Raw genomic sequence first — 13116 nt, forward strand, 5'->3', positions numbered from 1 at the left:
GTTAATGCGTCGCATACTATTACTTCTGCTTCTCTTCTCTCTGGTCGCAACATCGGGAGCGGCTTTCCCATTTTCAAAACGTAAGAAGAAGGCGCAGAGCACACAAACAGAAAAGAAATCGGCTTACGAGCGTGCCCTCACCGAGCAATTAACGGAGTCGGTGCGTGGTAGCTTTGTCTCATTTCATAAGACTGACGGACGTATACTGATGGAGCTTCCGAAGCAGTCTTTGGGTCGCGACATGATTATTGGCGTAACCATTTCGTCAGTGTCAAATCCTAAGATGGGCGACTTAGGCTTTAAGAATTCCAACTTAGTGCATGTACGCTTCATTGAGAAAGATAGTTCTGTGGTGATGCAGGTGGTAAATACCGACTTGTTTGTACCAAAGAATCAGCCTTCAGCTACGCTTGCTGCAAGGCTGAATTATGATAATCTTGATTTCTTTTCATTCCCTATCAAGGCACATAACGACTCCACAGGAGCCGTGCTGTTCGATGCTTCGTCCTTTATTCTAAAGGAGAATCGCTTCTTCCCAGTGATTGCTAAGAATGTAGGGTCGTACACAGTAAACTCATCTTTGAAAGATAATCTTACAAGGGTGACGAAACTAAAAGTCTTCGATGAGAATGCCTGTGTCGGTATGGATAGGCATTACATTATTAGTCTCTCTGGTAAGAAGGGTTCGCCTATCACCAACTATCCCGTAACGATTGGCGTAAACTTTACGTTAGCTTTGTTGCCAAACGACTTGATGACACCTCGTTTGAGTGATACACGTGTGGGAATGTTTCTTATGAACAAGGATGTTCTTAAGAAGGATGGGTCAATTGATAAAGCAACATTCGTTAAGCGTTGGCGACTTGTACCGAAGGATACGGCTGCCTACTTTGCTGGCGAACTCTGCGAACCAACAAAGCCAATCGTCTATTATGTAGAGAATACATTTCCTCCACTTTGGAAACGAGCTATCAAAGCTGGTGTTCTATGGTGGAATAAGGCTTTCGAACGTATTGGGTTTAAGAATGTCATGCAGGTGGCAGACTTCCCTGCGAACGACCCTAATTTCGACCCTGATAACTTCAAGTATTCTTGTATCAGATACTTACCTACTGACGTTGAGAATGCTATGGGCCCTTCGTGGACTGACCCTCGCACAGGAGAAGTAATCAATGCTACCGTTCTTGTTTATAATGATGTTGTAAACACGATTAACAACTGGCGATTTGTTCAGACGGCACAGATTGATCCTCGTGCACGTGGAGCGCAGATGCCTGACAGTATTATAGAGGAGACACTCGAGTATATTATTGCGCACGAGATTGGTCATACGCTTGGATTTATGCACAATATGGCAGCATCTGCAGCACTTCCAACCGACTCGCTGCGTTCACCAGCCTTCACGCAAAAGTATGGTACAACGGCTTCCATCATGGATTATGCACGTTTTAATTATGTTGCACAACCTACTGACCACGGCGTTAAACTTACGCCACCGCGTCTTGGTGTCTATGACTACTATGCTATTGAGTGGGCTTACAAACTTTTCCCTGGTTCGAAGGGGTTTGAGGATGATGCTAAACAGCTGCGTTTGTTGGCTGATAAACATGAGGGCGATCCTTTCTATCGTTATGGCTTACAGCAAACGGGAACGAAATATGACCCTTCTGCTATTGAGGAAGACCTCGGTGACGACCCTGTAAAGTCGTCTACCTATGGTATGGACAATCTTCGAATGATTCTCAAGAACCTTGATCATTGGATTGGTGATGAGGATGGTGATAATCGTAAGGCTGAGTTATATAATGAGGTGTTGTCTCAAGCTATGCATTATGTACGTAATGTTAGTGTTAATGTTCCTGGCATCTACCTCTATCAAACAAGCGAGAAGTCGGGCTTACCACGCTATAAGGTTGTGCCTAAGGCTAAGCAAAAAGAGTCTGTGCAATGGCTTCTGAAGCAAGCACGCACGTTTGCGACGTTGGGTAACGATACGATTGAGAAGAAACTACCATTCGGAGCAAACAAGCCTTTTAAGATTTTAGCTCGTGATGTGCAGTCGCTTGCTATGATGGCAACGTCAAAACTTGCTATTTCTTATTATCTTGACTCTACCTCTTATTCGCCAATCGAGTATATGGAGGATGTTTATCAAGATGTCTTTGGCAAGACGATTGCCGGTAAAGAGAATCTTTCAGTGGCTGACCTCTCTATGCAACGACTCTATGTCGACTTATTGCAAGAGGGTGTCTCTGATATGAAGCAAGCACCTAATGTTCATAATCTTCAGATGCCTTCGACTTCTGTAAATAGTTTTATTACGAATATGCTACGAAGGAACGAGGCTGAAAAAGAGCATACGGAATGTTGTTATTTGGCAGACAGACAACGAAGTTTAGATGATGATACTCATTTTCTTAATTTCGGTAATGGCTATGGTGAGCCAGAACCTTTGTGGGGAACAACTGTCAATCGCACTTCAGAGTTCCAATTAGAGTATGCGCAGAAGTTACTTTCTTTATTGGAAACAACTATTCCACGTGTTTCTTCTCCTGATTTGAAAGCACATTATATGCTTCTTGAAAAGCGTTTGAAGAAGTATTTGAAATAATAGAATTCTTCAATTCGATAAACTTAAAGCTCTCTATAATTCTCATAATTATAGGGAGTTTTTTGTTCTTTCGAAATATGAAGTGATAAACTAAGCTCTAATATTATAAAGTACACAGAGTCTACTTATAGTTTGCAGTTAAATCTTACGTAGGGAATAAGAATGTTTATACTCGGAAAAAAGTTTACATAAATTCAAGGTCTGTGTAAGTAAAAGCTAAGAAAAGGGGCTTTTCTTCCGTCTTTGTAACTAAAAGATAATCAGATGGTTGTAAAACGATATTTGTAAAGGTGCTTTCTGAGGCTCTTAAAGGGCGTTAGTAAGACTTCAATTAACGCCCTTTAGAAGTGCTATAAGGCATCTTTTCATGTGCAAAAGAGCGTAGATTGAAAACGAAGATATGAAAAAACAGGACAAAGACGTCTTCATTGTCTCTGTTTTTGTATGAACGAGACTTTTATTATCGCTCGTAAAAGTTGCAGAAAACAAGTAATTTTAGAGGGTGAAAGACGTGCTTTCTCTCCTTTCAATAATTGTGATAATGCTTATTAGTGATAGAAATAATGCTTATCAGTAGGAAGTTTCCACAGCTTATTTAGCTGCCGCATAGCTTATTTCTTTTTCTTTTTGAATAAGCTGAACTTATTAAAAGGACTTGATGATTGCTTACCACCAAACATACGATAGAGCTTCCACGTAAGGATAAGTCCATCCAATACGCCCGCACCAACATTGAATGCACCAGAGAAGCGCTGAGTAGGCGTGTTCTTGTCTTTTGGCTTATGCATAAGCTCATTCCACAACCCCGCAATCTTGTTGCTATCCTTGGTCAAGTCTGTACGCAGCTGCGCCTTGCGCAAACGTATGTCGTTCAGCGACCTATAATTGGTTCCAAAGTGAGTGGTCTGTTCAGTCATAAGCTTATTTTGACATTAAGAGACTTCCCAAGAATCTTACCAATGGGCGTTCAATAAGACTGCGACGTAGTAAGATGAAGAAAAAGAGTAATAGCAAATAGCCACCACCCACAATGAGGAAAGCCCAAATAAGTGAACCCACCAATGTCTGCAATGCAAAGGCTGCAGCAAAGGAGAGATAAATTAGGGAAATTAATAAGATAGTGCAGAAGACAACCATGATTGTAATCACAGTCAGTAATCGCACGACCTTTTCAATTACATCGAGCTTCATGTACTCTGACTGAAGCCCGATATAATGCTTTAGCACCTCTACGAGTTGTGCTATTGTTTCTACGTTCTTATCGTTTGAGAACATCCTTTATAATTTAGATAGCGTCTGAAGCTGCATCCTTGATATCCTCAACGAAATCCTCAGCTTCCTTGCGACTGAGCTTGATGTCATGCTTCTTGCAGAAATCGTCTACTGCGTCAGAAATCTTTGAACGTGTGTCTGTACCCTTCTCTGGAGCCAAAAGAAGTCCGAGAGCTGCGCCTGTGATGCTACCACAGAGGAATGCGCAAACATAACCTAATGTCTTCATAATCTCTTATTTTTTATTGTTAATGAATAGTTCTTTCTTTATCAATGGCAAATATAGTCAAAGTTTCGCATATTAGCAATAGATAGGAAGTATTTTTGTGTTAAAAATCTTACAAATAGTTTATTTAACAAACTTTATTGACGCTGCTTTCTTACTTCTGCTTCTTATTTTGTAACTTCGCACGATAATTAGATAGTAAATTAATAGTATAATCAATAAAAACTAAGGGATTATGAAGAAATTTATGGTTTTGGGCGCAGCTATGTGTGTGGCAATGGCTTTCACTGGCTGTAAGTCAAGCGAGAGTGCATATAAGAAGGCTTACGAGAAGGCTAAGTCTCAGGAGCAGAATACTACTACGAATAATGATGACAACGCAACTCAGCAGGATGCTGTTGTAGCTCCAGTAGAGACTCAGCCAGTTACTCAGGCTCCTGTTGTTGATAATTACGACAATGAGCCAGTACGCCGCGAGACTGTTTCTGTTGTAAATGGTGCTGGTTTGAAGGCTTACAGCGTAGTTGTTGGTTCATTCGGCGTTAAGTCTAATGCTGAGGGCTTGCAGCAGCGTTTGAAGAATGCTGGCTATGATGCTCAGGTTGCTTACAATGCTGGTAACAACATGTATCGCGTTGTTGCTTCTACTTACGACAGCAAGGCTTCAGCTGTTCAGAGCCGCAATCAGCTCCGTGCTACTTACGCTGATGCTTGGTTGCTCTCTCGATAAATGAGTAGAATTTTAGCGATAGATTACGGTAAAAAACGTACAGGATTAGCAGTCACCGACCCATTGTGCATCATCGCCAATGGGTTGGCGACTGTTCCTACGTCTGAACTTTTTGAGTTTTTGAACCAGTATATCGCAAAGGAGGCGGTCAGCCAACTTGTCATTGGCAAACCCATACAGCCCAATGGTCAGCCAAGTGAGAACCTCGCTCGTGTGGAGCAATTTGTCAATCGTTGGCGCAAGGCACACCCAGAGTTGCCTATTGATTATTATGACGAGCGCTTTACATCGGTTATCGCTCATCAAGCAATGATTGCGGGTGGGGTTAAGAAGAAGACTCGCCGTGAAGATAAGGGGCTTGTTGACGAGATTTCGGCAACAATCATCCTACAAGATTATATGAGGTCCAAGGGGCTTTAATCCGTTTGGTGCTTATGTTTGTTAAGCTTCGAAACGTTTGGAAATCAGACTCGTAAAGCCTTGAGCCGTTTGATTGTTAAGCTGATAGAGCTTTACGCTATTTGATGATTAAACTTGTTGGACACCTATTAAGTTTAAAAGAAAGATAAGAATATGGTATTACCCATTTACACATATGGTCAGCCAGTGTTGCGAAAGGTAGCCGAGGATATCCCCCTCGATTATCCCGACCTCCAAGAGCTGATACAAAATATGTTTGAGACCAACACCGCCAGCGATGGCGTAGGTTTGGCAGCGCCACAGATTGGTAAGTCTATCCGTGTCGTTGTTGTCGACTTGGATGTGCTCTCAGACACCTTCCCTGAGTATAAAGACTATCGTCACGCATTCATCAATGGTCACATCCTTGAGTATGATGACTCTGAGACGGAGACCTTGGAAGAGGGATGTCTCTCTCTGCCAGGTGTTCACGAGAGTGTGACACGTGCAAAGCGCGTCTACGTAAAGTGGTATGACGAGAACCTCGTTGAGCATGAGGAGTGGATTGATGGCTATCTTGCTCGAGTTATCCAGCATGAGTTTGATCACCTCGAAGGTCGTGTCTTCACTGATCGTCTCTCGGCATTCCGCAAGCAGATGATTACCAGCAAGCTCAAAGCCCTTCTGCAGGGAAAAGTTCGCTGCCACTATCGTGTGAAGGCTCCACGTAAGTAAGCCTATGTTGCGTGGTATCGTAGTATCCTTGCTTTGCCTATTGGCATTACCGTCAGCAGCCCAATACAACGTCAAGAAGATGATGGAGGAGGGGAGGCGGACGCTTGATCAGGGATACTACGTTACTTCCATGCAGATTTTCTCCCGTATCGTTGCCCTCAAACCAAATCTATACGAGGCTTGGTATTTGATGGCATTGTCAAAGTATCACCTTGAAGACTATAAGGGTGCTGGTGATGATTGTCGCCGTGCTTTGACTTTACAGCCCTATATTGCTGATATCTACGAACTTTATGGTATGTCTAATATCCATGTGGAGCGTTACGACAGTGCTATCGTAGCCTTTTCTCATGCCCTTGATATAACCCCCGACAATCGCGACTATTGGTTTAATCGTGCTTATTGTCTCTATCAAGTGGGCGACAGCAAGGCTGCCCTTCAGCAACTTGATTATATCCTTAAGCGATGGAAGACCTTCGATGCAGCCTCCCAACTACGTTCCGACATCGTAGCGGGTAGGAAGCCAAAGCAACAGCCCATGAAACCTAATGCTTCGCAATTTTACAAGCTCCCCAGCTTAAAAGTAGAGAGTGATGACAAGCGTCCGTTGAAGCTTTGAACTTTGAACTTTGAGTTTTTCCCCTTTTCCCTTTTATTTTTCTACAGTTGTAACCATGATAACGGTACCGCTCTTTAGTTTATTCATAGCTAAGGTCAGTGTTCCTTATTTCAGTATTACTAAATGCTTACCTTGTCTACTTATTTATCAAATTGGTCACATATAGATTTGCTAATAAAAAAGAGGGTGTGTCAAAATGCAAATTAATAACTTGACAACTTTCAAACTATGAAGTCGTCTTGACTTTTTATTTTGTTAAAATCGAGAGGAATTCTTATCTTTGTATTAGCAAACCAAGCCTCAAATTCCTCTCATGTACAACGTACTGGACAAAGATACAATAAAAAATGAAATTCTACCTCATTTATCAGTTGCAAAAACGTGGATGTATTTGCCAAAGCAGCCTGTCAGAGGTAATTCAATGCATTCTTTATAAGCTTAAGACTGGTTGCCAATGGCATATGCTTCCAGTTTCATCGTTCTTCACAGCAAAGGTTCTGCATTACAAAACTGTGTACGGACATTTTCGCAAATGGTGTAAGAAAGGAGAATGGCAAAAAGTGTGGACAACACTTCTAAGCCGTTATAAATCTTTCTTGGATATGTCAAGTATAGATTTGGATGGCAGCCATACTACAGCATTACGTGGTGGAGAGTGTCAGAGCTATCAGGGACGCAAGAAGCGAAAGACTACAAATGCCATTTATGTAACTGACCGCCATGGAATACCACTCGCCATGTCCACTCTAATTGCAGATTCTCACAATGATTTGTACAATATTTCAGAAGTGGTTAAAGAAGTGTTCTCACAACTCACAAAGTCTGATATTTCTATTGATGGATTATTTCTCAATGCTGATGCGGGATTCGATGCAAAAGAGTTTAGGCACATGTGTCTAAGAATGGGTGTGTTTGCAAATGTAGCATTTAATTATAGAGCAGGGGGTGGGGAAGATTGCTATTTGTTTGACGATATACTGTATAAAGAAAGGTACAGCATAGAAAGAACAAATGCGTGGTTAGATTCATACAGAAGTCTGTTGAACAGATTTGATGTTACTTTGACAAGTTGGCAAGCATGGAATTATATAGCATTTATTGTTATTCTGATGAAGAAAGTGAAAAAGAAACAAAAGTCAAGATAAGTTCAATATGAGCAATATATTTCTCTACCCCATATTCACCAAAGATTTTCCCAAAATCCATTCCTAACAAGAATACATAGAATATTCTTGCAGGAATGGATCCCAATCTTTATATATGCTTATCTATTGGCTGTCTGCCACAGATAAGTATCTGCACAATGAACAGAGGCAGTTTGGTCGGCAATCATCAACTTGAAGTCGCCTTCCTCCAATCTCCATTTGCCATCCCAACCTACAAAAGCCAAGTCGTCTGCCTTTAATTCGAAGGTCACAGTCTTGGTTTCACCTGGCTGAAGTTCCACCTTGTCGAAGGCACGGAGACGACGACCATCTGGTACCATGCTGGCAACGAGATCGCTGCTGAACAGGAGAATGCTCTCCTTGCCTGCCACCTTACCCGTGTTCTTCACATCCACGCTCACCTTGATAATGTCTCCGTGGCGGAAGTCAGACTTGGAAACCTTCAGGTTGCTATATTGATAAGAGGTGTAGCTCAAACCATATCCGAAGCCCCACTGCTGGGTAATCTTCGCATTGTAGTCGTAAGCCCCTTCCATCGTACCCACCTCCTCACTTTTCTTGAAGTCGTAGTTAGCGAGCGAATTGATTTCCTTAGGATAGGTGTAAGGCATCTTGCCACTGAAGTTTGACTTGCCCGATACCAAGTTTACCAAGGCATCGCCGCCCATGTTGCCAGGGATAAGGATATCGATGATACCCTGTGCCAATGGTTCGATGTCGGCGATGAGACGTGGACGTCCTTCATTCAGTACCAAGATGACAGGCTTGCCTGTCTGAGCCAAAGCCTTGACCAGATTGCGCTGGTTTTCAGAAAGCCAGAGGTCTGTCAGGTTGCCCGGAGTCTCGGTATAGGAGTTCTCGCCAATGCAAGCCACAATGACGTCGGCATCCTTTGCTGCAGCCACTGCCCCCAGAATCTGAGGTTCGTTCTCCTCCCAATACTTGCCCTTTTCATTATAGGTAACACCCTGATTCAAGATAACATTCTCCTTGCCATACTCATTGCAGAATGCCTCATAGATGGTATTATACTTGCCGGCAAACTCATCGGTACGATGGCCCTGCCAGGTATAGCTCCATCCACCGTCCAGACAGCGCATCTGATTGGCATTAGGCCCCGTGAGGAGAATCTTCTTGCCATGCTGCAAAGGAAGGATATTACGCTCGTTCTTCAGGAGCACCATACTCTCGGTAGCACCCTCTAAGGCGAGTTTGGCAAACTCCTCGCCACCAAACTTAGGATAATTCTTCAGTTTCTGGGTTGGGTTCTTGAAGAGATCGAGACGGTACTTCATACGAAGCACACGGCGACAGGCATCATCAATGCGACTCATCGGAATCTTGCCTTCCTTCACCAATTCAATAAGGTAGCCACAAGCATCGCAAGAATAAGGTTCCATAATCATGTCGATACCAGCATTGATGGCGATGCGGAGTGCATCCTTCTTGTCCTTTGCCACCATTTCACGAGTATAGAGATTATTGATGTCTGCCCAGTCGGTGATAAGCACACCATCCCATCCTGTCTCTTCCTTCAGCCATCCTGTCAGGATTTCCTTGTTGGCGTGCATCGGCATACCGTTGACGGAAGCGGAATTCACCATCACGGTCAAGGCTCCAGCTTGCAGACCCGCCAGGAAAGGAGCAAAGTGCTTCTCTCGCAAGTTGGCAGGAGAGATATAGGCTGGTGTACGGTCTTTACCAGTCCAAGGCACGCCATAGCCCATGAAGTGCTTCATTGAAGTGGCGATGTGATACTGGTCGATGTTATTTGGGTCCTCGCCCTGGAAACCATAGACCATGGCCTTGCCCATCTCTGAACTGAGATAGCAATCCTCGCCAAAGTTCTCCCAGATGCGAGGCCAACGGGCATCACGACCGAGATCAACGGTAGGACTGAAAGTCCAAGGCACACTCACCGCACGAGTCTCATAAGCAGTAGCCTCAGCCGAATGGCGAGCAATCTCACGATTGAAGGTGGCAGCTACATTGATGTTCTGCGGGAAGAGGGTACCGTCTTGTGTATAAGTAGAACCGTGGTTCTGATCGAGACCGAAGACGCAAGGGATGCCGATGCGCTTCATCGAAATCTTCTGGATTTGCTCGATGTACTTCTCCCACTGCTTGGCGGTTGGCGCGCAAGTGTTAGGAGCGTTGAGGATAGAGCCAATCTTATAGCGAGAAAAGATAGAATCGGTCTTGTGCTCGTCGATATAGAACACACCGTTCTTGTCGTTGGCACCAAAGAGGGCGGTCACCAATTCCATCATCTGACCTATCTTTTCCTCCAAGGTGAGTTTCTTCAGGGTTTGTTCTACTTGAGCCTCTATCTTAGGGTTGCTTTTGATAACTGGAACATTAGCACTGGTTGTATAAGCAAATGCCAACATTGAAATAGATAATAATAATTTCTTCATAAGTTCAAAGGCTTGACGTTTTATGATAAAACGGAAATCTTTCTAATATTTTATTCGATAGTTACTTTCTTTACGGTGTAACCGTCACCCACGAGGAGGAAACCATCCTGCTCTGTCAAAAGTTGGATAGATAAGTCGGTCAGTTTAAACTCCCATTTAGCAGGTCCATCCACCATGATGTCGCCACGCTCTGGGTCGCCCTTACCAGTAAGGATGTTATTCCACCAAGCAGTGGCAGCAGTACCCTGACCATTTCCATTCACATAGACACGGAGGATGGTGCCAGCCTTCACCTTTGAGAGGAAGGTATCCTTCAAGGCATTGAATGGTGTACCCCATGTCACGGCAAACTCACCTTCCCAGATGGTGTTCTCCACAGATTGGCGAGCCTCGGTGGTTACCTTGATGGTACCGCCAGCAAACTGTACACCATTGCTATCTACCAATGTAATGTCGTAATCACCATTGGCGAGGTCGGAAGGAGCAGTAACTTTCAATGTCGTACCCTCATCGAGAACTTCGAAGGCAACCTCCTTATCAGCGATGAGAACTTTCTGAACGAGACCCAGGTTCTTGCACTCGTGGATGGTTGTAGTTTCTCCTGGAGCTACCCTAAGCTCGATGGCATTGGTACCCAAGGCTGGGTCATCGGCAGCAGGAGTCACGGTAACGTTCAAGGTGCGGGATGTGGTCTTGCCCTTGGTGGTGGTTGCCACAATCTTCAGTTCATGATTACCTAAAGGCAAAGTTTGGTCGATGGTAGTACCTTCGGCAATCTGAGTGCCGTCGAGCAACCATGTCACTGTGGTGTAGTGAACAGGAGTCACCTTGATTTCCAACTTATAATTTGTCTTGCGGTCTATCTTGGAATCAGCCAAGTCGGTGTTCAAAATACGTGGATCGTCATTTTCGCTGACAGTGAAGTATGGATCATCGTCAGAAGAGCAAGAAGACAAAGTAGATGTACCAGCCAGTGCGAAACTCATGGCGAAGAGCATCATCATAGCCTTCAAGACTTTTCCTTTATATTGTTTCATTGTCTTATTCATAATTAATTATTCTATCTATTGTCCTATAAAACTTAACATTTAATACTTTACATTAAACGCTTAACACTACTTGCTGTATCCCTTTCCGAATGGAGGATTGAAGTTTGGCTGAAGGTTTACATCAGCCTTGTCCCACCAGAGGCGCTTGTGCCAGTCGTCTGTACCACCCATGCGGTCGATGGCAGCCTTGTAGTTGGCACTGTTGTACTGACCTTCCAACTCAGGATACTGCAAACGGACAGGCATTGACCAGTTCGAATCTGTGTAAGTAAAACCATTCTTGGTCAAGAGATCACGATTCAAGATAGCAGGATAGTCAGAGCGGCGCATGTTTGCCCAACCCTCAGAAGGGTTCATCATGTGGAGAATCCAAGCCTGGGTGTTGATGGTCTCCTTAGGATTGTCACCCAACGGATTATTGGCAATGAACGCATCTATCTCTTCCTTGGAAATCTTGTTGGATGTAAGATAGTAGTTGTTGAGCAACTCCATGCTGGCACGAACACCAGCCTCGTAGTGGCTCTCTGCATCACCACCCCCAACATTCCATCCCTTGGTTGCAGCCTCAGCCTTGAGGAACTCCACCTCGGCATAGCTCATCAAGTCGCCAGGACAAGAAGGCATCTCAAAGTCGATGTTCAGGCAAGGACGACCTGCTCGGGCTATATAATCAGAGTTGGCATAAGTGTTCTTGTCTATCTCCGCATACTTCTTCAAAGTGGGAAGGTCATCAACCGTAGCTGGACTCATCCAGTCTGTGTACCAGGTAGCACCAGGGTTGCAAGGCTCTTCACCGAGATTCTTGCTCCGGAAGTAAGCCAGGAAATCATCGGTCAAGTCGATGTTCTGCTCTTTGTCTGGCTTCACCTGACTACGTTTGATATTGTAGTAGTGACGGCAGATGCGATAGAGACGAGGGTCGTTGGTATTCTGCAACTGATAGAACAAGGTAGAGCATACCATGGTAGGCGATGTGGCATCCTGACCATAGAGAATCTCTCCTAAGGCATTGGTGCGGAAATCGTAGTCGTTGGCTCCATCATAATAAGTATAGGGAGTATCGGCATATCTGATGTAAGCATCATCTGCTGCACTGGCGATAGCACCGGCAGCAACAGCCTTCTCAAACTCTTCCTTTGCCTTCTGTGGATTAACATCTGAAATGCGCATGGCATAGCGCATACGGAGCGCATTGGCATACTTCTTCCACTTGGCTACATCACCACCCATGCTGGTGACATCACCAGAAATGCGGTCGGTACCGGTGCCAAGTTGCTTCTCGCAAGCGTCAAGCTCCTCAAAGAACCAGCTGTAGAGTTCCTCTACGGTATCATACTTAGGGGTGGAGATGCCTGAGATGTAACCCAGACCTGCCTCCAAACAAGGTACGTCACCGTAGGTATCTGCCAAGACTGCCGTGAGATAGACACGATGGATACGAAGTGCCGCATTCAAGTTTGCCTTGTCTGCTGAATTGTGGATGGCATCCACAAGGTTCTTGATACTGACCTCATAGTAGCGGTCCCAGACGCGACGAGCGATGTCGTCCTCACGGAAGTTGGAACCTGCATAGTTGGTTACGTTCCAACCACCAGCGAAATACTGTGGAAAACCTGAGATATAGTTACGGTAGGTATCCATCAAACTGAAGTCACCATAAGTCTGCAACAAAGCAGTAGTCAACTGTGCGTTAGGGTCGAGCTCGCTCACCTTGGTCTTGTCGGTATTGATGTTGCTCAAGGTTTCATCTGAGCAAGAAGTCATCGCAGTGCCGGTTGTCATCAGGGCGAAAGCCATCATCAGGCTGCTCTTACCTATATATTTCTTGATTATATTGTTCATTTTCATACATTATTATATATTAGAACTCTTCTAAAGAAATTGATTTATTT

At 44.2% G+C, this 13116-nt stretch carries 11 protein-coding genes and 1 pseudogene; 6 read left to right on the forward strand and 6 right to left on the reverse strand.

What is annotated here, in order from left to right:
* The first annotated feature begins 4 nt into the window (after positions 1-4).
* On the forward strand, positions 5-2611 hold the full coding sequence (locus HMPREF0659_RS07815; protein ID WP_013265749.1) for a zinc-dependent metalloprotease: 2607 nt from the start codon (positions 5-7) through the stop codon (positions 2609-2611).
* Positions 2612-3222: 611 nt separating this feature from the next.
* Here the strand turns inward: HMPREF0659_RS07815 and HMPREF0659_RS07820 are convergent.
* Genes HMPREF0659_RS07820 through HMPREF0659_RS07830 form a run of 3 tightly spaced genes read right to left on the reverse strand, consistent with a single transcriptional unit; the run spans position 3223 to position 4112 of the window.
* On the reverse strand, positions 3223-3528 hold the full coding sequence (locus HMPREF0659_RS07820; protein WP_013265289.1) for a hypothetical protein: 306 nt from the start codon (positions 3526-3528) through the stop codon (positions 3223-3225).
* A 4-nt stretch (positions 3529-3532) separates the two neighbouring features.
* Positions 3533-3886 carry a phage holin family protein gene (locus tag HMPREF0659_RS07825; protein WP_013265805.1) on the reverse strand — a complete coding sequence of 118 codons (354 nt, stop codon included), beginning with the start codon at positions 3884-3886 and terminating at the stop codon, positions 3533-3535.
* A 10-nt stretch (positions 3887-3896) separates the two neighbouring features.
* The gene (locus tag HMPREF0659_RS07830) at positions 3897-4112 is read right to left on the reverse strand and encodes a YtxH domain-containing protein (RefSeq protein ID WP_004360299.1); all 216 of its coding nucleotides are present in this window, start codon (positions 4110-4112) and stop codon (positions 3897-3899) included.
* A gap of 232 nt (positions 4113-4344) precedes the next feature.
* Here HMPREF0659_RS07830 and HMPREF0659_RS07835 point away from each other — a divergent pair, with 232 nt between their 5' ends.
* The 5 genes and pseudogenes from HMPREF0659_RS07835 (at position 4345) to HMPREF0659_RS07855 (ending at position 7737) form a co-directional block, all read left to right on the forward strand.
* Entirely contained in the window at positions 4345-4839 is a 495-nt protein-coding gene (locus tag HMPREF0659_RS07835) for an SPOR domain-containing protein (protein WP_013265192.1), read from the forward strand.
* On the forward strand, positions 4840-5259 hold the full coding sequence (gene ruvX / locus HMPREF0659_RS07840) for a Holliday junction resolvase RuvX (RefSeq protein WP_013265447.1): 420 nt from the start codon (positions 4840-4842) through the stop codon (positions 5257-5259).
* A 153-nt stretch (positions 5260-5412) separates the two neighbouring features.
* Entirely contained in the window at positions 5413-5973 is a 561-nt protein-coding gene (gene def / locus HMPREF0659_RS07845) for a peptide deformylase (protein ID WP_013265431.1), read from the forward strand.
* A gap of 4 nt (positions 5974-5977) precedes the next feature.
* Positions 5978-6592, forward strand: coding sequence for a tetratricopeptide repeat protein (locus HMPREF0659_RS07850; protein ID WP_013265522.1), 615 nt, complete (start codon positions 5978-5980; stop codon positions 6590-6592).
* A gap of 313 nt (positions 6593-6905) precedes the next feature.
* A pseudogene (locus HMPREF0659_RS07855) lies at positions 6906-7737 on the forward strand (IS5 family transposase).
* A gap of 119 nt (positions 7738-7856) precedes the next feature.
* Here the strand turns inward: HMPREF0659_RS07855 and HMPREF0659_RS07860 are convergent.
* The 3 genes from HMPREF0659_RS07860 to HMPREF0659_RS07870 form a co-directional block, all read right to left on the reverse strand.
* A complete protein-coding gene (locus HMPREF0659_RS07860; RefSeq protein WP_013265864.1) occupies positions 7857-10175 on the reverse strand; it encodes a glycoside hydrolase family 3 N-terminal domain-containing protein in 2319 nt (772 codons plus the stop codon).
* A 50-nt stretch (positions 10176-10225) separates the two neighbouring features.
* Positions 10226-11212: a hypothetical protein gene (locus HMPREF0659_RS07865; protein WP_226893195.1), complete on the reverse strand. Its 987-nt coding sequence runs from the start codon at positions 11210-11212 to the stop codon at positions 10226-10228.
* Positions 11213-11290: 78 nt separating this feature from the next.
* A complete protein-coding gene (locus tag HMPREF0659_RS07870) occupies positions 11291-13066 on the reverse strand; it encodes a SusD/RagB family nutrient-binding outer membrane lipoprotein (protein ID WP_013265918.1) in 1776 nt (591 codons plus the stop codon).
* Positions 13067-13116: the final 50 nt, after the last annotated feature.

Origin of the sequence: Prevotella melaninogenica ATCC 25845 (genome assembly GCF_000144405.1) — a bacterium.
Lineage (GTDB): Bacteria > Bacteroidota > Bacteroidia > Bacteroidales > Bacteroidaceae > Prevotella > Prevotella melaninogenica.

What these genes read in the sequence shown, in the direction of transcription:
- HMPREF0659_RS07860 (WP_013265864.1), bottom strand. Translation starts at nt 10,175, where the DNA reads ATGAAGAAATTATTATTATCTATTTCAATGTTGGCATTTGCTTATACA.
- HMPREF0659_RS07835 (WP_013265192.1), top strand. Translation starts at nt 4,345, where the DNA reads ATGAAGAAATTTATGGTTTTGGGCGCAGCTATGTGTGTGGCAATGGCT.
- HMPREF0659_RS07865 (WP_226893195.1), bottom strand. Translation starts at nt 11,212, where the DNA reads ATGAAACAATATAAAGGAAAAGTCTTGAAGGCTATGATGATGCTCTTC.
- HMPREF0659_RS07820 (WP_013265289.1), bottom strand. Translation starts at nt 3,528, where the DNA reads ATGACTGAACAGACCACTCACTTTGGAACCAATTATAGGTCGCTGAAC.
- HMPREF0659_RS07850 (WP_013265522.1), top strand. Translation starts at nt 5,978, where the DNA reads ATGTTGCGTGGTATCGTAGTATCCTTGCTTTGCCTATTGGCATTACCG.
- def (WP_013265431.1), top strand. Translation starts at nt 5,413, where the DNA reads ATGGTATTACCCATTTACACATATGGTCAGCCAGTGTTGCGAAAGGTA.
- HMPREF0659_RS07815 (WP_013265749.1), top strand. Translation starts at nt 5, where the DNA reads ATGCGTCGCATACTATTACTTCTGCTTCTCTTCTCTCTGGTCGCAACA.
- HMPREF0659_RS07870 (WP_013265918.1), bottom strand. Translation starts at nt 13,066, where the DNA reads ATGAACAATATAATCAAGAAATATATAGGTAAGAGCAGCCTGATGATG.
- HMPREF0659_RS07830 (WP_004360299.1), bottom strand. Translation starts at nt 4,112, where the DNA reads ATGAAGACATTAGGTTATGTTTGCGCATTCCTCTGTGGTAGCATCACA.
- ruvX (WP_013265447.1), top strand. Translation starts at nt 4,840, where the DNA reads ATGAGTAGAATTTTAGCGATAGATTACGGTAAAAAACGTACAGGATTA.
- HMPREF0659_RS07825 (WP_013265805.1), bottom strand. Translation starts at nt 3,886, where the DNA reads ATGTTCTCAAACGATAAGAACGTAGAAACAATAGCACAACTCGTAGAG.